Genomic DNA, 22603 nt, shown 5'->3' on the forward strand with positions numbered 1-22603 from the left:
GCGTAAATCGATCATCGTTGCCTGCTGGAAGCAAGCCGAGCTTTGGTGATGTCATGATTTACGTAATACTCAATAGTGCTGAAAGCAGCAACCCGGCATTGACCCCAACCGCCCACCGGCGCGAGCACCCACCCTTGATCAAGCCGCTTCCAGCTCCTGCCCGGCAGAAGCATGCAACAACACAGGAATAGATTTCGACGTAGGTGTCCCCGCGCCATCGGCAACACTTGATAACGGCACAAGCGGATTCGTTTCCGGGTAATACGCGCCAAGACAACCACGCGGAATGTCATAAGCGACAAGCAAGAAACTGTCCGCACGCCGTTTGACGCCGTCGTCCCAAACGCTCGTGATATCCACGCATTGACCTGCTTCGAAACCCAGCATCTCGATGTCGAGCTGATTCGCGAACAACACCCGCCGCTGGCCATACACCCCACGATAACGGTCATCGAGACCATAGATTGTCGTGTTGTACTGATCGTGTGAACGCGTGGTCATCAGCGTCATCAACCGCTCGCCATGAATCGACCGGGCGCGATGAATCGGCGTATCAAACGGGATACCGTGCACCAGGAATTGCGCCTTGCCGCTAGGCGTGATCCAAACACGGTCGCGCGATGCCACGCCAAGATGAAACCCGCCCGGATGCTTGAGCCGCTCGTTGTAATTCTCGAATCCGGGAATCACTTTCTCGATACCGTCGCGAATCAGCGCATAGTCGTTCGCGTGCGCGAGCCAGTCCACCTTCGTGCTGCCGAGCGTGGCTAGCGCCATCCGCGCAACGATCGCAATCTCCGACAACAAATTCGCCGAAGCAGGGCGGTTCATGCCATACGAAATGTGCACCATGCTCATGGAGTCTTCCACGCTCACGCCTTGAGCCACGCCGTTCTGCAGGTCGATTTCAGTGCGCCCGAGCGTGGGCAGGATCAGCGCGTCGCGGCCATGAATGAGGTGGCTGCGATTAAGCTTGGTCGTGATATGCACGGTCAAATCGCATGAGCGCATTGCTTCCCATACACGCGGCGTATCGGGTGTCGCGATCGAAAAATTGCCACCCAGCCCGATGAACACTTTCAGCTTGCCGGCGAGCATCGCTTCAATCGAACCGACGACGTCGTAGCCATGTTCGCGCGGCGGCTCGAAGTCGTACGCGGCGCCCAGGCGGTCCAGGAATGCTTGCGTCGGCTGCTCTTCAATACCGACCGTGCGGTCTCCCTGCACATTAGAATGCCCGCGCACCGGGCACAGCCCCGCGCCCAGCCGGCCGATGTTTCCGCGCATCATCATCAGGTTCGACAGGAGCTGCACGGTCGGCACGGAGTTCTTGTGCTGCGTAAGACCCATGCCCCACGTCGATATGACGGCACGGCCGCGCGCGTAGATATCGGCGAGTTGCAACACGTCCTCCATCGGCACGCCCGATTCCGCGACGATCTCATCCCAGCTTTCGGCGCGCAGGTCCTCGGCGAAGGCGTCGAAACCAACCGCATGCTCCGCGATGAACTCAATATCGAGCACGCGCGGCGCGCCTTTCGCGAGCGCTGCATCGTCGAGTTCGACCACGCGTTTCGCCACGCCTTTGATCAACGCAAAATCCCCGCCGATCTTCGGGCGGATGAACACCGAACTGATTTTCGTGCTGCCGCCGGTGAGCATCTCGACCGGATGCTGGGGGCTTGCAAATCGTTCGAGGCCGCGTTCACGCAGCGGGTTGATCGAGACGATCGTGGCGCCGCGCTTCGCGCACTCGCGCAGTTCTCCGAGCATGCGCGGATGGTTCGTCGCCGGGTTCTGGCCGAAGAGCAGCAGGGTATCCGCGTGTTCGAAATCCTCGAGCGTCACGGTTCCCTTGCCCACGCCCACGGTTCCCGGCAGACCCCGGCTGGTGGCTTCGTGGCACATGTTGGAGCAGTCGGGGAAGTTGTTGGTGCCGTACATGCGCACGAACAACTGGTACAGGAACGCGGCTTCGTTGCTCGCGCGGCCCGACGTATAAAACGCGGCGCGGTCGGGATCATCAAGGCGACTCAGGTGGTCCGCGACTAGCGCAAACGCGTCGTCCCAGGCAATGGGCACGTAACGATCACGTTCTGCGTCGTAGACAAGCGGATCGGTCAGGCGGCCATGCTGTTCAAGCTCGAAATCCGACTGCTCCATCAACTGTTCGACGGTATGTTCTTCGAAGAATGCAGGCGTGACGCGCTTGCTGGTGGCCTCGGCCGCCACGGCTTTCACACCGTTTTCGCAGAACTCGAACGTGGATGCATGTTCGCGATCCGGCCATGCGCAACCGGGGCAATCGAAGCCGTCCGGCTGGTTCTGGCCGAACAGCGTGCGGTAATTCCCGCCCGACACCTTCTCCTTGAGGAGATTGATGGCGACATATTTGAGCGCGCCCCAGCCGGCTGCGGGGTGTGTGTACGGTTCAATGCGAGGTTCGGGTTTTTTCACAATGCCTGCCACGGATTCATGAGGGTTTTCACCAGTGACCGAAGGCTACTGTGTTCCGAAAATGACTCGGTATACAGAAAAATAGATAGACGAGGAGTACAGTTGACGACTTGCCGGGCCGGCTGGCCGCCCGGCTCACTCTTTTTGCTCATTCACTCAACGTGACGCTCTACGAAAAATTGGCGGCCGAGATCGAGGAAGCCGTACGACGCGGGGTATTCGCCGTGGGCGAGCGCGTGCCGTCGGTGCGTCAGGCAAGCGCCCAGCATGGCGTCAGCATCAAGACGGTCCTGCACGCGTACGCGCTGCTGGAAAGCCGCGGCGTGCTGGAAACCCGCCCGCAGTCGGGTTATTTCGTACGCGAACTGCCTGCGGCGCACGCGGCGAGTCCGGTCGCCTCGCAACCGCCGCCGGTTGCATCGAAAGTCGATGTCAGCCGCCTCGTGCTCTCTACGCTTCGCTCCATCCGATCGCAGGACGCCACACCGCTGGGGTCGCCTTACCCGGACCCGTCGCTGTTTCCGTGGCGCCGCATCAACCAGTTGGCGAACGCCATCGCGCGGCGGCATTCAAGCTGGAACCTGATGGACGACCTGCCGCCGGGCAACCCCGAACTCATCCGCCAGATCGCGCGGCGTTACGCGGAGAACGGCGTGCCCGTGGACCCCGACGAGATCATCATCACCGTCGGCGCCACTGAGGCGATCAACCTGAGCTTGCAGGCAGTGGCGAAACCGGGAGATACCGTCGCGGTCGAATCACCGACCTATTACGCGATGCTCCACGCAATCGAGCGCCTCGGCATGCGGGCGATCGAAGTGCCGACGCATCCGGCTGAAGGCATCGACATCGACGCGCTCGTGCTCATCATTCGCGAACACCGGATTGCGGCATGCATGGTCATGCCGAACTTCCAGAATCCCCTGGGTTTCGTGATGTCCGATGCAAACAAGGAGCGGCTTGTCGGCCTGCTCGGCGCGCATGAAATCCCGGTGATCGAAAACGATGTGTACCAGGAGCTGTATTACGGCGAGGCCCGGCCGTCGGCGCTCAAGAACTTCGATAAAAAGGGCTTGGTGCTGCACTGTGCGTCGTTTTCGAAAAGCCTGACCGCGTCCTACCGGATAGGCTGGGCCATGCCCGGGCGCTACCGCCGCGAGGTGGAAAAGCTCAAGTTCCTGAACACGCTGACCACCCCTTCGGTGCCGCAGATCGCGGTGGCCGACTATTTGCGCCAGGGCGGTTACGACCGTCATCTGCGGCATGTGCGCAAGGTGTACCGGCAGCAGGCGCGGCTCATGATTGCCATGGTCACGCGCTTCTTCCCCGCCGGCACGCATACGTCCGTGCCCATGGGGGGCTATGTGCTGTGGGTTCAGTTGCCGGGTAATGTCGACTCGATGCAGCTCTATGAGACCGCGCTGGCGCTTGGGATCACGATCGGGCCAGGCACGATGTTTTCATCGCGCGATGCCTTCCGCCATTTCATCCGGCTCAACTACAGTTGTCCCTGGAGCGCACAGACGGAAAGCGCGTTGAAGATGCTGGGTGAAATCGTCGCCGGCATGGTGCGCGGGAAAACCAGGGACTAGAGACGAGGACCAAAACATGAACGAAAGCACGGAAGACGAGATCGACCCGGCACTGATCGCGATCCTCGCGCAGTTGTGGCGGGCGGCTCAGGAGACATCCGGGCGGGCGTGGTCGCTCGCGAAGTTATCGAAGCAATCGGGCGTGCCTATGAGCAGCCTGATTCGCCACCTGACCGCGCTGTCCGACGCGGCGTTGCTGGCTCCGTCCAATCCGGATGATCCGGAAAAGACCGGCGAAAATGCCACGACCCCACCCACGGCTGCACTAAGCGAAGCGGGCCGCGAGCTGTGCGTGCAGTTATTCGCCCAAGGACCCCCGGAGAGTGACAAATCGTGAACGAACGTGCACTTGCGCGAGCGCTATTGGCTGCCAATTGGTGATCAGCCGCAACATCACGCGAGTTATTGCGTTTTCGACGCTGTAGATGAGGTGCCCCTGTAAGGGATATCGAATTATTTTGTGTTTCGCTCGATTAAGGAAAAAACTCTCAAAAAGTGCGACTCTCGCGTATGAACTACCAATTTTTGCCGATTGCCAGCATCGGAAACGTTATTTTTACCGAAAACTCAAGTATCGGTAGATACCCCATGTCGTCCTTATTAAAAATTACTGATTAAATTCAATGGCTTACAAAAAGGGTCGCATTCTTCATATGTTTTAAGCTAAACACCAAATTGAAAGGTTGTTTCAGGAAGTCGCGAATGCTCCGTAATCGTGTTCATCGTTTATCACACTGGAGCGTTAGATGAACCTGAGTAACTTCAAGATAGGCACCCGGCTCGGCGCGGGTTTCGCGGCAATTCTGCTGCTGTTGTGCACGGTGGGCGGGCTGACGCTTTGGCAGGCGTCGCACATCTACGCCGGTACGCTGGAACTGGGCAACGACTGGCTACCCAGCGTGCAGGCTGCCGGCAGAATGCAGGCCTATGCCAACAACGCGCGCCGGACATCGCTGCGCTCGATCCTCGCTGTCGATCCGAAGGAAAAGCAGGAACAGCGCGCGTCGCACGACGCTTCCGTGCTCAAGCTTCAGGAAGTTTTCACGAAATACGAGAAGCTCGTGTCGTCGCCTGAAGAGCAGCAACTCTTCGACAACATCAAGAGCGCGTGGGCCCGTTATGCGGTTCTCGACGCGAAACTGCTCGACCTGGGCGACAAGGGTGAAGCCGGATTCAACGACGCTCGTGCGCTCTCCAGCGGCGAGGCGGGCACTGCGTTCACGGACATGCTCAAGCTGATCGAAGCGGATATCGAACTCAATCGCACCGGCGCCGAAGGGCAAGTCGCGCGCGCAGCATCGACTTATGACACAGCCATAGTGAGCACGGGCTTGCTGATCGCTGTCGCGGTGTTCGCGGGCATTGCGATCGGCTGGCTGATCACGCGCTCCATTACTGCCCCGATCGGACGCGCCGTCGTGATTGCCGAGACCGTCGCCCGGGGTGACCTGACCGCGAAGATCGAGGTGACGGGCAAGGACGAAGCCAGCCAGTTGCTGGCCGCCATGCGCCACATGAACGAACGGCTGGTCGACGTAGTGGGCCGCGTGCGCAACAGCAGCGACAGCATTGCCACCGGCTCCGCGCAGATCGCGGCAGGCAATACCGATCTCAGCCAGCGCACGGAAGAGCAGGCGGCTTCGCTGGAAGAAACCGCCGCGAGCATGGAGCAACTCACCGCGACCGTGAAGCAGAACGCAGAGAATGCATTGCAAGGCAATTCGCTGGCTGCCAGCGCGTCGGAGACGGCCGTGCGGGGTGGTGACGTCGTCAATCGCGTAGTCCAGACGATGAGCGAGATTTCCAGTAGCTCGGCACAGGTGGCCCAGATCATCACGGTGATCGAAGGCATTGCGTTCCAGACGAACATCCTTGCGCTGAACGCGGCAGTTGAAGCGGCACGGGCGGGTGAGCAGGGCCGCGGGTTCGCGGTGGTGGCGGGCGAAGTGCGGACGCTGGCTCAACGCAGCGCGTCGGCTGCCAAGGAGATCAAGGACTTGATCAGCGCTTCGGTGCAGCGCGTGAACGCCGGCTCGGAGCTGGTTGACGAAGCAGGGCGCACGATGGGCGAGGTGGTTCAGTCGGTCAAGCGCGTGACGGACCTGATGGGCGAAATCAGCGCGGCATCGGGCGAACAGCACACCGGTATCGAGCAGGTCAATCAGGCGGTCATGCAGATGGACGAGGTGACGCAGCAGAACGCGGCGTTGGTTGAAGAAGCGTCTGCCGCCGCGCAGTCGATGGCGGCTCAGTCGGGCACGCTGCGCGAGCTTGTGTCGGTCTTCCGGATCAGTGCTTCCGATCCTGTTGCACAGGCCTTCACGCCGGCGAAAACCGCCCCGGCAGTCAGCCGTCCGGCAAGCAGGATCAAGCCCGCGAAACGGGCGGTGGCTGCGCCCCGGATCGCACCGGTCGTGGGCAAGGATCCGGAATGGCAGACGTTCTGACCGTTTGAAATTTGAAGCTTGAAATCAAGCCGGCTGCAACGGACTGTGTCGAGTCCCTTGCAGCCGGCTTGATGCATTTGCGCCAGATCAATAGCTGGCTCGGCAGCTAGCTTAGTAAGCGCCCATGTAGTCGCGCTTGCCGATCTCGACGCCGTTGTGGCGCAGGATCGCGTACGCGGTTGTCACATGGAAGAAGAACTGCGGCAGGCCGTAGTGTTGCAGGTAGGCGCTGCCCGCCAGCTTCTTCTCTTTCGGCGTGCCCGGGCGCAGCACGATTTCCTTATTCTCGCTGCCTTCGAATTGCGCGGCTTCGAACGTGCCGATGTAAGCCAATGCCTTGGCCACCAGCGCTTGCAGATCGGCAAACGTGACTTCGGTATCGGGCCACGACGGCACTTCCACGCCGGCCAGGCGCGAGGTCACGCCTTTGCTGAAGTCAGCGGCGATCTGTACCTGGCGGACCAGCGGGAACATGTCCGGGAACAAACGCGCTTGCAGCAGCGCGTTCGGGTCGATGTTCTTCTCGGTGGCGTGCGTTTCCGCTTTCTTGAGCACATCGGACAAGGCGGTCAGCATTTGCTTGAAAACCGGGACGGACGTGCTGTACATGGAGATGGTCATGGTCACTCTTTCATTCAGTCAGTGTGGGGGTGCCGGTGCGAACCATACCGCGCCGGTTTGTTTTATCTTTGGACATACCTGGGGCAGGTGATTGAGCCTGCTTCGGAGCAAACCTTCGGAGCAACCCTTTAGAGCAAACTTTGAAGCAGTTGTGGCGTTTCACCCAGCCCGGTACCGCGCAAGATTATAAGCGCGCTGCGGCAAATGCCTTGCGCGCAGGGCTTCATCTTGTGTGGATGGAGCTCGAAGCCCGGGATCGGGCTGACCGTCGATAAGCCATGTGCACCCGGACAGCGTTCGCACGTATCCCTGGTGTAATCTGCTTGTCGCGCAGAAAACCTGCTTCGAACGGAACGGGCTGACTACGCCGTTTGCCGAACGCGGACCAACGGCCGTGCCGCCGGATCCGGTTGCACCCTGCAGCGATTTTTACTTCTTCAGGAGGAGACGCATGACTATCCGCGGGAATCTGGTGGGGATCATCTTGTCGCTGTCGGTAGCGAGCAGCGCCGCTTATGCCCAGAAGCTCGATTGCAAGAACGCTTCCGATCAGTCGACGCTCAATCAATGCGCCGACAAGGACTTCAAGGCATCCGATGCGAAGCTGAACGAGGTCTACCGTGCGCTGTCGGAGAAAACCAGCCAGAAAGGGAAGGCGAGCCTGCAAAACGCGCAGCGCGCATGGCTGGCTTACCGCGACGCGCAGTGCCGGTTCGAGACCATGGGCACGATTGATGGCAGCATTCATCCCATGGTCTATGCGTCATGCATGGACAAACTTACGCAGGCGCAAACGAAGCTGCTCGGTGCGCAATTGCACTGCGAGGAAGGCGACTTGTCATGCGGCGGTCAATAGCGCCGCAAGCAAAAATAGGGCAGCACCACGTCGTCAGGAGGCGCGTGCTGAATGATCGACCGGCGATCAACATCGAAACGGCAGGCAACACCGGTCCCTCGAAGCGTTGTTCAGCTTCGATTTCCCCGAGTGCCAGTCCAGATGACCGCGAAGGATTACGCCGTCTTACGCGGTCGTGTCCGCGGTAACTTTTGAATAGTCGCAAAACCCCCGGAAATCGCTCACCAGGATCTGCAATAACGCAGTGCCTTTCCGTCCGGTGGTCCGATAAAGCTCGCCGTCGCGGCGGCCAGCCTCCATGCCTTTGCCGAAAGCCTCGGAGTTCAGCATCACGCTGTCGACCGAATGACTGAGCGATGCCCGGCTCTCGGGAAAAATCAAACTGACGACGAGGCCGGTGGCTTCGGCCGGAACATCGGTGCCACCGATTTGCCAGGCCGCGCAGATCGGCATGCAAAATCCGTGAAAATAACCAACAAGTTTCGCCTCCAGGTCGGCGGGGAGGGTCTGGTAAGCAAGCTCTGAACGTGAAATGGTGGGAATGGTAAGGGATGCGACGATCGCCGCAATCTTGCGGGCGGTCGCCAGTTCTTGAGTTTCTTGCGACACTTCATGGACTTGATAGGGCCGTTGGAACATCGACGCCTCCTTGTGAACCTGGTTGGGCCTGGGTTTCTACGAACACGCCGGGCATGGGGTTGATGGAATATGATTCGTAACGCGGGAAACCGCGGTTGGGGCGGCACATTCTCCGTTGGAAACCCGCTCGCCAATAATGGCGTGTGCATAACGGCATGGCAAATGACCCCCGGGACGGTTGATAGCTAAGCGGGCAGTAGTGCTCTTCTAATGGAGGTTCGGCGGCGGGATGTCGGTCAGACATGAGTTAACCGTCAGATCAGCGGTTGCATCGAGGCTGATCCGGCGGGGCCAGGAACGAGAACCGTGTCCTCTATCTAGCAGGGAAGACCGCAACCACAATGACAAAAACAGAGCAAGCGAGCTGCGCCGGTATCGTGAGCCGTATCAAGCTCGGACTGTCAACGTCCGTTGCTGTCGCTTCGTGTGGCGCTTTTATTGCAGTTGTCATGATGGGCCTGTGCGGTGTGGTCCTGTACCAGAGCCGGCAGGATGCGCTGGACCATACCCGCGACACTTTGCGCGATGTCGCCGTCATCGCACAGCGCGATATCGAACGTAATCTCGAACTTTACGCGCTGTCGCTGCAAGCCGTGGTCGACGGGCTTCAGGAAGCGGACGTGATGGCCTTGCCGCCGCGCTTGCGCCGGGAGGTGCTGTTCGACCGCGCAGCCAGCGCGAAATATCTCGGTTCCATGCTGGTGATGGACGCGCGCGGCGACGTCGTTATCGACTCCGCCGGCGACACCCCAAGAGCCGGCAATTTCAGCGACAGGGCGTATTTCACGGTTCAACGTGACAACCCCAATGCGGGTCTCTACATCAGTGATCCCTACCGGTCTCGCCTGCGCAACGCCGCGCCCAGCATTGGCCTGAGCAGACGGCTGTCCAACCCCGACGGATCGTTTGCCGGGATCGTGCTCCTGGCGGTGAATATTGCGTATTTCCATGACTTGTTCGTCGGCCTGGCGCTGGGTCCGCACGGATCGCTTTCGCTGATCGGAAGAGACGGCTCCATGCTGATGCGGCAGCCGTACGATCCCGCGGTCATCGGGCGAAACATCAAGGACGCGGCCACTTTCCAGCGGTTTTTGTTGGCGCCGGAGGGGAGCTTCATCGAAAAATCGAGCATCGATGGCATTCGCCGCTTGTATTGGTTCGCCAACTTTCCGCATGCGCCCCTGATCATCATGGTGGCGGCGTCCGAGGAAGATATCTACGCTCCATGGCGCCGCCGGGCGCTGACGATCGGGTCGCTGATGGGTGTATTCGGCGCGGCGTTCATTGCGCTTTCCGTGTTGCTCGGGATGCAGTTGCGGCGGCGCATGCGGGCCGAGTCGGAGCTTGAATTGCTGGCGCGCACGGACGGCCTGACCGGGTTGAACAACCGCCGCAGTCTTGGCGAAATACTCGAACTGGAGTGGCGTCGCGCGAAACGCTCGCAAAGTGTGCTGTCGCTGCTGTTCGTCGATATCGACAGGTTCAAGGCCTACAACGACACCTACGGCCATCAGGCCGGCGACGACGCGCTGGCGGCTGTCGCACGCTGCATTGCCGACAACATCCGGCGTCCGGCCGACAGCGCTGCGCGTTATGGAGGAGAGGAGTTTATTGTCGTGCTTCCCGATACCGCGGCGCACGGTGCCTCGCTGATCGCCGAGAAGATCCGGTCCGCGATTTGCGCATGCCATATCGAGCACGCAGGCAGCGAGTATGGATGCGTGACCGCGAGTATTGGCGCGGTAAGCCGAGAGCCGCAGATGGACGACGATCTGACGACGGTGATCAAGGCTGCCGATGAAGCCTTGTACAACGCCAAGGCGACTGGCCGGAACAAGGTGTCGAGCGCTGAGGTGTGATGCGTCGGCTCACGGCCGCGGTGTTAGTCAGCCGCTTTCGAACGCGTTGTACGTCGCGGCCCATGCTACGAAGATTGACCGCGTGAGCGCATTCAGCTCCTCGGATATATCGACATCCGGGGCGTTGCCTGTCAAAGTCGCTTCGCCACGCGCTGAGGGTGACGTTGCGCGGAAGCATTCGACATTATGTGCCCAGTCCGGGCACACTATTGGAAACCAATAGCCGGTAAACTCCATCAGGCATCGGGCTCGCTGTGCGGCTCGTGCGGCCGGAACCCATGTCGGGTGTTCGGCGCGCGCGTTCAAGCACAGCCAGGATATTCTTGTCAGGAGCACGAAATGAATCCGCGTCAGCCAGTCGATATTGCCCGCATCATGTTTGTCATTGTCATCCTGTCTGCGTTGATGATCGGCAGCCTCTATGTCCTGCGGCCTTTTATTCCCGGTCTTATCTGGGCGACTACCATTGTGGTTGCGACCTGGCCCGTGATGCTGGCGGTGCAGCGCCGCGTCGGAAATCGCCGGTGGATTGCCACCGCGATCATGCTGATCATCCTGCTGGTCGTGATCGCGCTGCCGCTCTATGAGGCAATTTCAACCCTGGCCTTGCACGGGAGCGACATCATGGGGGCCATCAAGGGCCTGCCCCAGTACGCACTGGCGCCGCCGCCCGACTGGGTCGGCGAGATTCCGCTTGCCGGGCAGCGCGCTGCGCATGAATGGCAGACCCTGTCGGACGCGGGGCCGGGCGGCCTGCTGGCGAAGCTGGAACCCTATCTGACGATTGTCGCGCGCTGGATGCTAGGTCATGCGGCGGCCGTGGGCGTGTTCGTGATTCACATGTTCGTCACGATCATCATCGCTGGCATTCTCTACAGCCAGGGTGAAGCAGCGGCCCGCTTCGTCACGCGCTTCGCATCCCGGCTGGCGGGTCAGCGCGGCGCGGAGGCGGTCAAGCTGGCGGGACTGGCGGTTCGCGCAGTTGCGCTCGGGATTGTCGTGACGGCGGTGGCACAGTCCGCGCTGGGCGGGATCGGTCTGTGGATAGCCGGTGTTCCTGCTGCCGGCATACTGACCGCGGTGATGCTGATGTTGTGCCTGGCCCAGATCGGCCCGTCACTGCCTTTGCTCGGCGGGGTCGTGTGGCTTTTTGTGCATGGCTCAACCGTCGTCGCAATCGTGCTGCTGGTCTGGTCAGTTGCAGTCGCCATGCTCGACAGTCTGTTGCGGCCGATTCTGATCCGGCGTGGCGTGAACCTTTCGATGCTATTGATCCTGGCCGGCGTGTTGGGCGGCATGTTCGCGTTCGGCATAGTAGGTTTGTTCGTCGGCCCGGTCATTCTGGCGGTGACATCGACGCTCCTGGAAGCGTGGATCAGCGAACCTTCGCCCGGACCTGTCGTCGACGCCGCGCAAGCCGATCGAGTCACGACGACAGAGAATCCGAAGAACTTCTCCTAGCAGCGAAGGTTTGGGAAATACCTCCCGGTTCATGGCCGATAACATCCGCTATCCGCCATGAACCGGACTCACTTCCGGACTCACTTCCGGTGACGGTCCGTCTCCACGCGATCAGCGAGGGTGTCCCAGCCGTGCCTTCGTCGCGTGTATTTCGGCTTGCAGTTCGTCTATGCGCTGCAATAAGGACAGCGCCAGCGCAAGCCCTCGCTGGTCGAGTTCGAAATCATCGCGTAGCCGCCGTGCTGTTTTCACGGTGACGACATAACGAAGCTGGAACACGCGTGGCGGCGCGCCGGTGTCTACCGGCTTGATGATGCCGGTATCAATGAGGTCTTCAATTTCTTCAATCGATAAACCCGACACCTCCGCCAGATACTCAACCTGGCAAACATCCACGTCGTTAAGCCAGACCGATTCGCTCAATGGTGTGCTCATGGCTTTGCTCCTTACGCGAAATGTTTGCGCGGGTTGAAGGTCGACGCCGCTGCCAGTTGTTCCAGTAACTCGTGTTCACGCGCGCTTACCGTCTTCGGCACTTCTATCCTGACCACGGCATACAACGCCCCGACGTTGCCATCGGCTGACGCCAGCCCGCGCTTGGCGAGCCGCAATTTTTGCCCGGCGGTCGTGCCCGGTTTCACGTTGAGCTCCACCGTGCCGGCAAGAGTGGGCACGTGTACGCTCGCGCCCAACACGGCCTCCCAGGGCGCGAGCGGCAGGTCGATATAGAGGTCGTGGCCATCGGGCCGATAAAGCGGATGCGGCTGTAATGCAAGCGACACATACAGGTCGCCGGGCCGTCCGCCATTAAAACCCGGGCCGCCCTTGCCGGCCAGCCGCAGGCGCTGACCGTTCGCCGCCGATTTGGGAATGGTGATTCGAAAGGTTCGCGGCACACGATGCGCGAGGCCATTGGCGTCGTACTCGGGAAGCTCGGCGCTCAGTTCGATCTCGTCGCCGCGATGGATCTGCTCAAGCGTCACCGGCGCGGCGATCTCGTAGTCCTGCCCGGGAACCGGAAAGCTTTGTCTGCGTTGACTGCCGGCGCCACCGCCCCGGCCGAAGGCTGAGAAAAGATCGGCGAGATCGACGTCGTCAAGACCGGCATCGCCTGTATGGAAATGTTGCTGCCAGTCCGGTGGCGGCGTGAACGATTCGCCGGCCGGATGTTTGCCCAGGTTGTCGTAGGCTTCGCGTTTTTCCGGGTCTTTCAGCGTGGCATACGCTTCGGCGACGTCCTTGAACTTCGCTTCGTTGTCCGGTTCGGCGGAGACGTCGGGGTGATATTTGTGAGCGAGCTTGCGGTACGCCTTCTTGATGTCCGCCAGTGTCGCGGTGCGCTCGACTCCCAAGGCTTCGTAATAGTCCTTGAATTTCATTTGAAACCTAAAATAAAAGTGGAAGGAGTTTTCGTCTGAGCTGATGCGTGGCGACGGCGGGTATCGCATTTGCCTGGTCACCGCGTGGCCGCCGCGTGGTCAAGCCACTCAGCTACCTCGATCAATCACATCGCTAGAAGTGTAGGTCAATGCGGCGCAGGACGGGAAGTGGCTGACAAGGCGCTGACCACGAGCCAACTGCGTGTGTTCTTCAGCAATTCGCAGGCCAAGGACGACACGCCAGCGCTGCGTCAGATCGAGGTGACCACCATGCCCACCGAAATCACCAGCATGACCGCCGTCGCGATCCAGCCCAGCGCCCGCAACCAGCCCTTCGCCGCAAACTTTCCCATGATGTCCGGACGACATACTATTTTCATCATCACGAACATCACCGGCACGGCGACCACGCCGTTGAGCACGGCGCTCCAGTAGAGCGCCTTGATCGGGTTGATCGAGGTGAAATTGATTACCATGCCGATCAGCGTAGCCACCGCGATGGTCGCGTAAAAGGCCTTCGCTTCCTGCATTTTGCGCGTGAAACCCACTGGCCAGTCCCGCGCTTCACCAATCGCATACGCCGCCGATCCGGCGAGCACGGGTACAGCCAGCAGGCCTGTTCCGATCAGCCCGACCGTGAAAAGCAGCGCGGCGAACGGGCCGGCGACAGGTCTCAAAGCCTGTGCCGCCTGAGCAGATGTTTCAATATCGACAATACCGCCTGCGTGCAATGTCGCGGCCGTGGTCGCCAGGATGGCAAGCGCAACCAGGTTGGATAATCCCATACCGGCAAGCGTATCGACTTCGATACGATGCAGCGCCTTGGGACCCTGTTCAGGTGCATCGAATAGATCGAGTCGCCGGGGGTGCACGTGCATGTCCTCGACTTCCTCATCGGATTGCCAGAAGAAGAGGTAGGGGCTGATCGTGGTGCCGAACACCGCCACGACGGCAGTGAGATACGCCGATGTCCACACCGGCCGCGGCAGGAGCAGGTTGCTGGCGAGTTGGCCCCAGTTGACGTGGGCCACCGCCAGCACGGCGAAATACGCAAACAGCGACAGCGTGAACCACTTCAGCACCGCTACGTAGCGCGTGTATTGCAGCAGGAGCTGCATCGCGACGCAGATCACCGAGAACAGCAGCACATAGAGCCACTTGGGGCCGGGCAGCAACAGCGCAAGGGCGTCGGCCATGGCGCCGAGATCCGCACCCAGGTTGACGATATTCGCAATCAGCAGGAGCACCACGATCCACTGCAGCAGCCAAGCAGAGTAGTGCAGGCGCAGCACACCTGCTATGCCGTGTCCCGTTGTGCGGCCGATGCGTGCGCTGATCATCTGGATGGCGACCATTAGCGGGTAGCTGAACAAGAGCGTCCAGGAGAGTCCGTAGCCGAAAGCCGCGCCGACCTGACTGTAGGTGGCTATGCCGCTCGGGTCGTCGTCGGAGGCGCCTGTGATCAGGCCCGGCCCGAGGACGCCGAGCAAATGCGGTTTGGTGGGGCCGATCACTGGATCGCGGCCCTCTGCATCGTATTCCTGGGAAGGCTCGTCCATGATGGCGTGGTGATGTCAGAAGGAGGGGGTGGAGCCGTGCCCATTGCGCGGGCGCGGTTTTTTTGAAGGTCTGCCGGCGGCGATGCTTCCTGCGGAAAGCTCCACGATTTCCGACGTGATCTCCTCTTGCCTCAGCCGGCGAAAGTCGCCGGTCAATGCTTCAAGTTTGTCGTGCACGTTCGTGCGCGCGGCGATCATCGCCCGCATGCGCGCTTCGTTTTCAGCCGCGAATGACAGCATGATTGCCTCGCAAAGCTGCGCGAAGATGTATTCCTCCGCAAGCTGCGATAACAGGCGCCGCGGTGCGAGCGTAATGAGTGGAGGGTTGCCGCGTACGGTTGCCGATGAGGTGGTCGATGAAGTGGCGGAGAAGCGCCCATAGTCAAACGGCAGCAGCGCCTGCTCCACGATCTCGACGGTAGCCGTCGGGTTCGGCGTCGCGTGGATCACGCTCACGCGAGTCGTCCGCCCGGCGACCATGCGTTGGAACAGGACGCCTGTAAGGCGATCGGCGAGCGCGGGCACTTCGTCGGCATGGGTGATCATCGGCGCGGACCAGCTTATGTTCAACCCGCGTTCCGTCGCCGCCACGATTCCGCGGTCGCCGAGCATCAGGTATTCCGTCGACGAAGCGCGCTCGGTGCCTGTACTCGATGCAAACGCTGCATCGATCAGATGCTCGTTGAACGTCCCGACAAACCCCTGTTCCGCGCACAGGACGATCACCATGGCCGCATCGCGCCCGGCTTTTGCGGTTTCGTTCGACGCGTGATCGTCGATCAGCAGCAGCGCGTCGCCGATCGCCGCACCAACAATTTGCGCGCAGGCCCGAATGCCATCCAGACGACTGCGCGCTTCACGCGAGCGGGCCGCCGCAATGCCACGCATGGCCCCGACCACCGATTCGAGCCCGTGTACGCCATTCATGCGCGCCTGAACTTCGCTGAGTTTATTGCTCATGTCGAGGTGGCCTCGGGGTTGGTTGCCTGTGTGACTTCAGCCGCAGGCGCCGTGCCAGCTTGTACTGCAAGATCGCGTACCGTCGCGACGAGCCCGGTTAGCGTGGGGTCATCGAGTGTGCCTGTGGCAACCAGCGCGGCGCTCGCGGCAGGGCCGCCATGCGCATCCAGATGCGCGGCAAGACGCGTGCGAGCCGCCGCAATGCAGCCGACCGGCAGCGAGTCAAACACGCCGTCGGCGAGCGCGGCCAGCAGCGCGATTTCATCGACGGGGCGCAGCGGCGAAAAACGCGGCTGCGTGATCAACGCGCGAATGCGCTCGCCGCGCACCACTTGCGCCTTCACTCTTGGCTCCGCCGCCCCGCCGAAGCGCGTGAACATTTCAAGTTCCAGAAACTGCGAATAATCGAGCCGCAAACGCCCGGAGACCTTGCGCAGCGCGGGCAACTGCGCCTTGCCACCGACCCGGCTCACGCTCAAGCCAACGTCCACTGCGGGGCGCTGGTTGGCGGCGAATAACGCTGCGTCTAGCATGATCTGTCCGTCGGTGATCGAGATCAGGTTGGTGGGGATATAGGCCGACAAATTGCCGGCATCGGTTTCCGCGATCGGCAGTGCAGTGAGTGACCCGCCACCCAGTTCCCTGGACAGTTTTGCCGCGCGCTCCAGCAGCCGCGCATGCAGATAGAAGATGTCGCCGGGATATGCCTCGCGCCCGGGCGGTTCGCGCGTGAGCAGGGCGAGTTCGCGATGCGTGGTGGCATGCTTGCTCAGGTCGTCGATCACAATGAGCGCATGTTGCCCACGGTCACGAAAATACTCCGCGATGGAGAATCCGCTGAACGGCGCGATCCATTGCAAGCCCGGCGAGGAAGCCGCCGGGGCAACCACGAATACGCATCGCTCGGGCGCACCGTGGCGGCGCACGGCATCGATCACGCGTTGTACGGCGGTCGCGCGCTGACCGATCGCCACATACACGCAGATCATGTCGGAGTGCTTCTGATTCACGATCGTGTCAATCGCGATCGAGGTCTTGCCGGTCGCCCGGTCGCCAATGATCAGTTCGCGCTGGCCGCGCCCGATCGCAAACAACGCATCGATCAGCAGGATGCCGGTGGCGACCGGCTGCGCGACCAGATCCCGGTCGATGATGGAAGGCGCCGGCCGCTCGATCGGCAAGTGCATTTCAGCCGCTACGGGTTCGTCGTTGTCGAGTGGCCGGCCGAGCGGATCGACCACTCGCCCGAGCAGTCCGGGACCGACCGGCACTTCCACCACCTGCCCGGTGCCGGTGACGCGGGACCCGGCGGAAATCGCGTCGCCGTCATCGAGAAGCACCGCGCCGATAGCATCGGCGTCCAGCGTGAGCGCAAAGCCGAACCGGCCGCCCTCGAAACGCAGCAGCTCGTTCAGGCGCACATCGGGCAGGCCGGAGACGGAGGCGATGCCGTCGGACACATGCTCCACGCGCCCGACGGTTTCAGCCTGCGCGGCAAACGGAGCGCGGGCGAGGGCGGCGCGGCTGCTGGCGAGCCAGTCGTTGTCTGCTGCAGCGAGGTCGGGCCGGGTGGGTGTCATCAGGCGAGAAGCTCCATTTTGAGGCCGGCGAGATCGTGGCGAAAACTATTGCGCACCACGGCGTGCGGCGCTTCCAGTTCAAGCCCCGCGATCACGGCGGGATCGACCGTGACCTGAACCTGCAACGGATGACCGAGCGCCTGGGTGATGGCCGCCTGACACGCGGCCAGTTCATCGGCACTGAGCGCGCGAGGCACGATCAGGTGGACCGTTTCGTCGTTGCCGGCGAGTTGCGTCCGGGTCGCCTCGGGCAGGGCGGCCAGCTCATGGGCCAGTCCGTCGATGAAACCCGCGATCCGGGCCTCGGCGGGCAGGCGATCGAGTAGCCGCGCGGTGACATCGAGTGCGAATTGCGACGCGCGATCAGAGTCCGCTGCGGCAGCCTCGCGCCGGCTGGCGTCAATCGCGGTTTGCGCGGCCGTGCGCATCTGGTCTGTCTCGGTGCGTGCCGCATTCTCAAGCGATGCCTTCAGTTGCGCGGCTTCGGCCGTCGCCGCTTCGAGCAGATGCGCGCGTTGCCCGGCAAGTTCAGCACTCTGCGCGGCGGCCTTCTGCTGTTCGTCGAGCGCCGCGGCTTTCGCGGCGGCTGCATCGACCATTAGCGCTGTGGCTGCGTGCTGACGCTCCGCCACGATCTTCGCCACCGGACGAAACAGAAAGCGCGCCAGCAACCAGACGAGCACGAGCGCGTTGATTGTCTGCAGCAGAAGAGTCCACCAGTCTATGTGCATGATCAGCGCCGGCTCACTTCACGAACGGGTTGGCGAACAACACGAGCAGGGCGATCACGAGACAGTAGATCGCCATGGTCTCGATCATCGCCAGGCCGACGAACAGCGTGCGCGAGATCGTGCCGGCGGATTCCGGCTGTCGGGCGAGCGCGTCCATGGCGGCCGCGACCGCGCGGCCTTCGCCGAGCGCCGGTCCGATAGCGCCGAACGAGACGGCAAGGGCTGCTGCGAGAATGCTCACTACCTGGATCAGATTGTTCATGGCTGGCCTGCCTCTTTGCTGGAAGTTTTTGTGGAGTTTTCGGCTAGCGCGGCGCCAATGAAGACCATCGCGAGAACCGTGAAGATGTACGCCTGCACCGCGCCGGTCAGCAGGTCGAGCGCCATCAGTGGGATAGGTACCAGCAGCCCCGCGAGCGACAGCACGATGCCAACTACAAAGACGCCGCTCATCCCGTTGCCGAACAGACGCACGACCAGCGAAAAGGTCCGCGTGATCTGCTCGACCACGTTGAGCGGGATCATGATCCAGGTGGGTTCGGCAAAGGTAGCGAGGTAACGGCCCAGGCCGCGCGTGCGCACGCCGTAGAAAATGGTCGCGCAGAACACGATCAGGGCCAGGGCGGCGTCGGTTTCCACATGCGCCGTGGGGGGCTCGACACCCGGCAGCAGCGACGACCAGTTGCTGACGAGGATGAACAGGAAGAGGGTACCGATAAGCGAACGATAGCGTTCGGGCTCGGCTTGCATCGTGTCGCGAATCTGGTCGTCCATGGTGCTGACCAGCAGTTCGAGCACCGTCTGCACTTTCGATGGCGTGAGCGACAAGCGGCGCGTGTACCAGGCGGCGCCTCCGCCAAGGAGGGCCATGATGACCCACGTTGCTACCACCGGCGCCGATATCTCAATCGGTCCGATATGGAACAGCGTGGCGGTAGCGAGAGGCGAGGCAATCATGGCGTGACCTGGACGCGTCGCAGGATGACGCTGCGTGCCAGCAGCAACCCGGCCGCGCCGCATAACAGCGGCCATGCGCCAAGTTTCGCAAGGATGCCGAACAAAATGGCCACGCCCGCAAGGCGCAGGAGTTGCAGCCCGATTGCTTTGACCGGCGTACCCGCGATCAGCAGCCGGACGTTCCAGCGCAAGGTCGCGAAGTGGATCGCACCGGCCGCGAGGCCGACACCCAAGCCAATCGCGATCCGGGCTGCGAGGGGAAAGTGATAGATCATTGCCGGTCTCTCCGGGTTTGCCGATGCATCCATTTCCATGCGGACCACAGTCCGATGGCCGCACCAACCATGAGTAGCGGCGCGGAAAAGAACACGCCCGTGTTGAAGTGCCGGTCGAGCCAATGGCCAATCACGAGCCCAAGCAGCGTCGGGACGACGATGGTCCAGCCAAGAATGCCGATCTGGCCGAGGCGGGCGCCAAGCGATGGTTCCGGCTCTTCCTTCGCCTGGCGTTCGCGCTCCACGGCTTGCCGCGCGGCGAGGGCCATGCGGTCGGCATTGTCTTCGGCATTGCGCTTCGGGTCGCGCTTGCGCTCTCCCTCATGCGGTGGGGGCTGAGTCACGATCCGGCTTCTTCCGCTGGTTTCGCGCTCGGCCGCAGATAGCGCAGCAACTGGCGCACGGCTTGCGCATGGAGACGGGTTTCATCTACGCGGGCGCGCCGCACCGCGTCGAGTTGCACCGCGCGGGCGGCATCGACTTGGGCCTCGAGTACTTCAAGCGATGTGCCGCTCGCGGCCATCACGCCTTCGCGGCAGGCTATCGATACTTCGTGGCCACCTGAAACCCGCAGTACACCTTCCTTAACGGCGCAGAATTGTTCGACACCGTCAGCCGCATGCCAGCGCAGCACGGACGGCGCAAGCACGGTCAGGAACGCCGCGTGGCCGGGCAGAATGCCGAAACTGCCGCTGGCATCCTCGGCGCGCAGCGCAACGACCTCCGTGCTGTCGAACAGCACGCGCGCCGGCGTGGCGATGGTCAGATGCAGGAGCGCGCTCATGATTCGACGTGCTCCGCAGTCGGCTTGGCTTCAGCCGCGGGCGCAGTTGACGAGGCCGCTTCGCGAGCGCGGGCTTCATCGAGTGTGCCGATCATGTACAGCGAGCTTTCCTGCCAGGTGTCGCACTCGCCGGCGAGGATCGCCTTGCAGCCGGCGATGGTGTCGGCAACCGCCACGGAGCGGCCGGGCACGCCCGTAAACGCCTCCGTGACCGTGAATGGCTGGCTCAGGAAGCGCTGCAGGCGACGGGCCCGCCCAACGATCCGGCGATCGTCCACGCCGAGTTCCTCGACGCCCAGCAGCGAGATCACGTCCTGCAATTCCCGATAATGTTCGATGGTCTTGCGCACCTCGATCGCGACCGCGGCGTGTTCGTCGCCCACGAAAGCCGGATCGAGCAGGATGGACGACGAAGCGATTGGATCGATGGCGGGATACATGCCCTCGGCAGCCATCGAACGCGACAGGACGATCATGCTGTCTACATGGGCCGCGATGGTCGTCACGGCCGGGTCGGTGAAGTCGTCCGCCGGAACGTAGACAGCCTCGATCGCCGTCACCGACACACCACCGACCGACACAATTCGCTCCTGTAGCGCCGCTACTTCACTGGCGAGCGTCGGCTGGTAGCCAACCCGCGAGGGGAGCCGTCCAAGCAGGCCCGAGACCTCGGCACCTGCTTGGACAAACCGGAAGACGTTGTCCATCAGCAGCAGCACGTTCTGGTGGCGTTCATCACGAAAGTATTCCGCGACAGTGAGCGCGGTCAACGGCACCCGCCAGCGCGCGCCGGGCGGCTCGTTCATCTGGCCGTAGACCAGCACGGTACGCGGCAGCACGCCGGAGTTGCGCATGTCGAGCAGCATCTCGTGACCTTCCCTCGACCGCTCGCCGACTCCGGCGAAGACCGAGATGCCTTTATAGCGTTCGACCATCGCATGGATGAGCTCCATCACGAGCACGGTCTTGCCCACTCCTGCGCCGCCGAAGGTCGCGGCCTTTCCGCCCTGCGCAAGCGGCGTCAACAAGTCGATGACCTTGATCCCGGTCCAGAAGATCTCGGTAGCCGCACTCTGTGATGCAAACGGCGGCGGGGCACGATGAATCGGGCGGCGCGGGACGTCGTCGGCGAAGGCGGCGCCGCGGTCTCCCGGCGTACCGGTGACATCGATCAGACGTCCGAGCGTGGCTTCACCTACCGGCACGAGGATCGGCCCGCCGGATGCACGCACCGCCGTGCCGCGATTCAGCCCGTTGGTCGACTGCAACGCAAGCGCGCGCACCGTGGATTCGTCCAGATGAGCTTGCACTTCCGCGATGATCGGCGGTCCGCGGTCAGTGAAGATGGAGAGCGATTCTTCAATGAGCGGCAACGCAGCATGGTCGAACGCGACGTCCACGATAGCGCCTCGCACCGCGACGACGCGGCCTTCCCGTCCGTCGTCGGAAAGCACGCCCGAAGGACAGTTTTTCTGCGGGGCGGACTTAACGGCCGTCTGATCGATCCCCGGAAGCGATTCGGCCGGCGTCGCGTTCGTGTTCTCGACTCCAACCGTCAATGGGTGGTTTTCGATGGAGGCGACCGGCTGGCGATGGTTCAATTTGGCTCCTTCAGGCAGACTGCGGCCCCGCAACGAAACAGGGGAGGCGCAAGCGCATGGCGGCATGGCGGTCCGCGAACGAACGCGTGCGCCGCGCATGCTGGAGTCAACTGTATCGTCCGACTGGCGCAAACCGTTGATCTGGGTCAACCGCCCATGAGTCGCATTTGCGGCAGTTTCGATGCCGCAAAAGGCCGCGGCGCGCCCATCAACTGTCGATCAGCTTCGTTGCAGGTTGTGGGTTGAATCAACCGGCACCGACACGACAATCGCCGTCGCGCCTGTCCCCACAGGCAGAATGTTGCGCCCATGCATCTCGTTGATGATTTCCGCAGCCGACAGATAGAACGCAAGCACCGCTGTAACAAGACCGCAATAGCCGCCTGCGTGATGCAGCCACACGAGGCCGGTCCATTCGCTTGCAGCCAGCACGAAGAAAGTGATCCACAGCACGAAGAACACCAGTTGCAGCGCGCGCGCCGAGCGCCATGTCGCGACCCACATATACAGTGTGAACACGCCCCACAAGAACAAGTACCAGCCGACGAAGGCGGCCGGCACTTTGTCATGGAGGAACACCACGAAAAGCGCGAGCGACCACCAGAACGCCCCATAGCTAAGAAAAGCGGTGGCGCCGAACGTGTTGCCGCGCGGAATCTCCATCAGTCCAGCCAATGCTTGTGCGGTACCGCCGTAAGCGAAGGCGACGGCGAGCACCATGCCCATGGCATCGCCTGTGAACCATCCAGCGTTGATCATGCTGAGCAGCCAGGTTGTCAAAGCGAATCCGGCAAGCCCGAGCGATGCGGGGTTAGGTGTCTTGAAGTTCATGATGAGTGTCTCCT

22 protein-coding genes are annotated in these 22603 nt (G+C 61.9%); 6 read left to right on the plus strand and 16 right to left on the minus strand.

Annotated features, from left to right (window positions below; genetic code table 11):
- Positions 1-138 precede the first annotated feature (138 nt).
- Positions 139-2457 carry an FdhF/YdeP family oxidoreductase gene (locus tag AWB69_RS11880; RefSeq protein WP_062085211.1) on the minus strand — a complete coding sequence of 773 codons (2319 nt, stop codon included), beginning with the start codon at positions 2455-2457 and terminating at the stop codon, positions 139-141.
- A 161-nt stretch (positions 2458-2618) separates the two neighbouring features.
- On the opposite strand from AWB69_RS11880, the gene AWB69_RS11885 reads away from it, so the two are divergent.
- The 3 genes from AWB69_RS11885 to AWB69_RS11895 all read left to right on the plus strand — a co-directional run bounded on the left by AWB69_RS11885 (position 2619) and on the right by AWB69_RS11895 (position 6496).
- Positions 2619-4049: an aminotransferase-like domain-containing protein gene (locus tag AWB69_RS11885; RefSeq protein ID WP_062085212.1), complete on the plus strand. Its 1431-nt coding sequence runs from the start codon at positions 2619-2621 to the stop codon at positions 4047-4049.
- A 16-nt stretch (positions 4050-4065) separates the two neighbouring features.
- A complete protein-coding gene (locus AWB69_RS11890) occupies positions 4066-4386 on the plus strand; it encodes a hypothetical protein (RefSeq protein WP_062085106.1) in 321 nt (106 codons plus the stop codon).
- A gap of 409 nt (positions 4387-4795) precedes the next feature.
- Positions 4796-6496 carry a methyl-accepting chemotaxis protein gene (locus AWB69_RS11895; protein ID WP_062085107.1) on the plus strand — a complete coding sequence of 567 codons (1701 nt, stop codon included), beginning with the start codon at positions 4796-4798 and terminating at the stop codon, positions 6494-6496.
- 111 nt (positions 6497-6607) lie between these two features.
- Here the strand turns inward: AWB69_RS11895 and AWB69_RS11900 are convergent, their stop codons facing one another.
- Positions 6608-7117 (minus strand): DUF1993 domain-containing protein, encoded by a 510-nt coding sequence (locus tag AWB69_RS11900; RefSeq protein WP_062085108.1) that lies wholly within the window; start codon positions 7115-7117, stop codon positions 6608-6610.
- Between the two features lie 451 nt (positions 7118-7568).
- On the opposite strand from AWB69_RS11900, the gene AWB69_RS11905 reads away from it, so the two are divergent.
- The gene (locus AWB69_RS11905; RefSeq protein WP_156528819.1) at positions 7569-7973 is read left to right on the plus strand and encodes a lysozyme inhibitor LprI family protein; all 405 of its coding nucleotides are present in this window, start codon (positions 7569-7571) and stop codon (positions 7971-7973) included.
- A 165-nt stretch (positions 7974-8138) separates the two neighbouring features.
- On the opposite strand, the gene AWB69_RS11910 is transcribed toward AWB69_RS11905, so the two are convergent.
- Positions 8139-8612, minus strand: coding sequence for a hypothetical protein (locus AWB69_RS11910; protein WP_062085109.1), 474 nt, complete (start codon positions 8610-8612; stop codon positions 8139-8141).
- A gap of 341 nt (positions 8613-8953) precedes the next feature.
- On the opposite strand from AWB69_RS11910, the gene AWB69_RS11915 reads away from it, so the two are divergent.
- On the plus strand, positions 8954-10471 hold the full coding sequence (locus AWB69_RS11915; RefSeq protein WP_082913360.1) for a sensor domain-containing diguanylate cyclase: 1518 nt from the start codon (positions 8954-8956) through the stop codon (positions 10469-10471).
- Between the two features lie 339 nt (positions 10472-10810).
- Positions 10811-11932: an AI-2E family transporter YdiK gene (gene ydiK, locus AWB69_RS11925; RefSeq protein WP_062085111.1), complete on the plus strand. Its 1122-nt coding sequence runs from the start codon at positions 10811-10813 to the stop codon at positions 11930-11932.
- A gap of 111 nt (positions 11933-12043) precedes the next feature.
- On the opposite strand, the gene AWB69_RS11930 is transcribed toward ydiK, so the two are convergent.
- The 13 genes from AWB69_RS11930 to AWB69_RS11990 form a co-directional block, all read right to left on the minus strand.
- Complete coding sequence (locus AWB69_RS11930; protein ID WP_062085112.1) at positions 12044-12367, minus strand: chaperone modulator CbpM; 324 nt, start codon at positions 12365-12367, stop codon at positions 12044-12046.
- Positions 12368-12378: 11 nt separating this feature from the next.
- Positions 12379-13311, minus strand: coding sequence for a DnaJ C-terminal domain-containing protein (locus tag AWB69_RS11935; protein ID WP_062085113.1), 933 nt, complete (start codon positions 13309-13311; stop codon positions 12379-12381).
- A 251-nt stretch (positions 13312-13562) separates the two neighbouring features.
- On the minus strand, positions 13563-14870 hold the full coding sequence (locus AWB69_RS11940) for an NRAMP family divalent metal transporter (RefSeq protein ID WP_062085114.1): 1308 nt from the start codon (positions 14868-14870) through the stop codon (positions 13563-13565).
- A gap of 15 nt (positions 14871-14885) precedes the next feature.
- Complete coding sequence (locus AWB69_RS11945) at positions 14886-15830, minus strand: F0F1 ATP synthase subunit gamma (RefSeq protein WP_062085115.1); 945 nt, start codon at positions 15828-15830, stop codon at positions 14886-14888.
- Positions 15827-17410 carry a F0F1 ATP synthase subunit alpha gene (locus AWB69_RS11950; protein ID WP_062085116.1) on the minus strand — a complete coding sequence of 528 codons (1584 nt, stop codon included), beginning with the start codon at positions 17408-17410 and terminating at the stop codon, positions 15827-15829. Before AWB69_RS11950 ends, AWB69_RS11945 begins: the two co-directional genes overlap by 4 nt.
- Positions 17410-18141 carry a F0F1 ATP synthase subunit delta gene (locus tag AWB69_RS11955; RefSeq protein WP_062085117.1) on the minus strand — a complete coding sequence of 244 codons (732 nt, stop codon included), beginning with the start codon at positions 18139-18141 and terminating at the stop codon, positions 17410-17412. Before AWB69_RS11955 ends, AWB69_RS11950 begins: the two co-directional genes overlap by 1 nt.
- A gap of 13 nt (positions 18142-18154) precedes the next feature.
- Complete coding sequence (locus AWB69_RS11960; protein WP_031359402.1) at positions 18155-18403, minus strand: F0F1 ATP synthase subunit C; 249 nt, start codon at positions 18401-18403, stop codon at positions 18155-18157.
- Entirely contained in the window at positions 18400-19098 is a 699-nt protein-coding gene (locus tag AWB69_RS11965; protein WP_062085118.1) for a F0F1 ATP synthase subunit A, read from the minus strand. Before AWB69_RS11965 ends, AWB69_RS11960 begins: the two co-directional genes overlap by 4 nt.
- Positions 19095-19373, minus strand: coding sequence for an N-ATPase subunit AtpR (locus AWB69_RS11970; RefSeq protein ID WP_062085119.1), 279 nt, complete (start codon positions 19371-19373; stop codon positions 19095-19097). The genes AWB69_RS11965 and AWB69_RS11970 overlap by 4 nt, the downstream gene beginning before the upstream one ends.
- Positions 19370-19642, minus strand: a complete 273-nt coding sequence (locus AWB69_RS11975; protein ID WP_062085215.1) for an AtpZ/AtpI family protein — start codon at positions 19640-19642, stop codon at positions 19370-19372. Before AWB69_RS11975 ends, AWB69_RS11970 begins: the two co-directional genes overlap by 4 nt.
- A gap of 71 nt (positions 19643-19713) precedes the next feature.
- A complete protein-coding gene (locus tag AWB69_RS11980; RefSeq protein WP_062085120.1) occupies positions 19714-20157 on the minus strand; it encodes a F0F1 ATP synthase subunit epsilon in 444 nt (147 codons plus the stop codon).
- The gene (atpD, locus tag AWB69_RS11985) at positions 20154-21611 is read right to left on the minus strand and encodes a F0F1 ATP synthase subunit beta (protein WP_062085216.1); all 1458 of its coding nucleotides are present in this window, start codon (positions 21609-21611) and stop codon (positions 20154-20156) included. Before atpD ends, AWB69_RS11980 begins: the two co-directional genes overlap by 4 nt.
- 366 nt (positions 21612-21977) lie before the next feature.
- Positions 21978-22589, minus strand: coding sequence for an acetate uptake transporter (locus tag AWB69_RS11990; protein WP_062085121.1), 612 nt, complete (start codon positions 22587-22589; stop codon positions 21978-21980).
- Positions 22590-22603 lie beyond the last annotated feature (14 nt).

Origin of the sequence: Caballeronia udeis (assembly GCF_001544555.2) — a bacterium.
In the GTDB taxonomy this organism is placed as follows: Bacteria; Pseudomonadota; Gammaproteobacteria; order Burkholderiales; family Burkholderiaceae; genus Caballeronia; species Caballeronia udeis.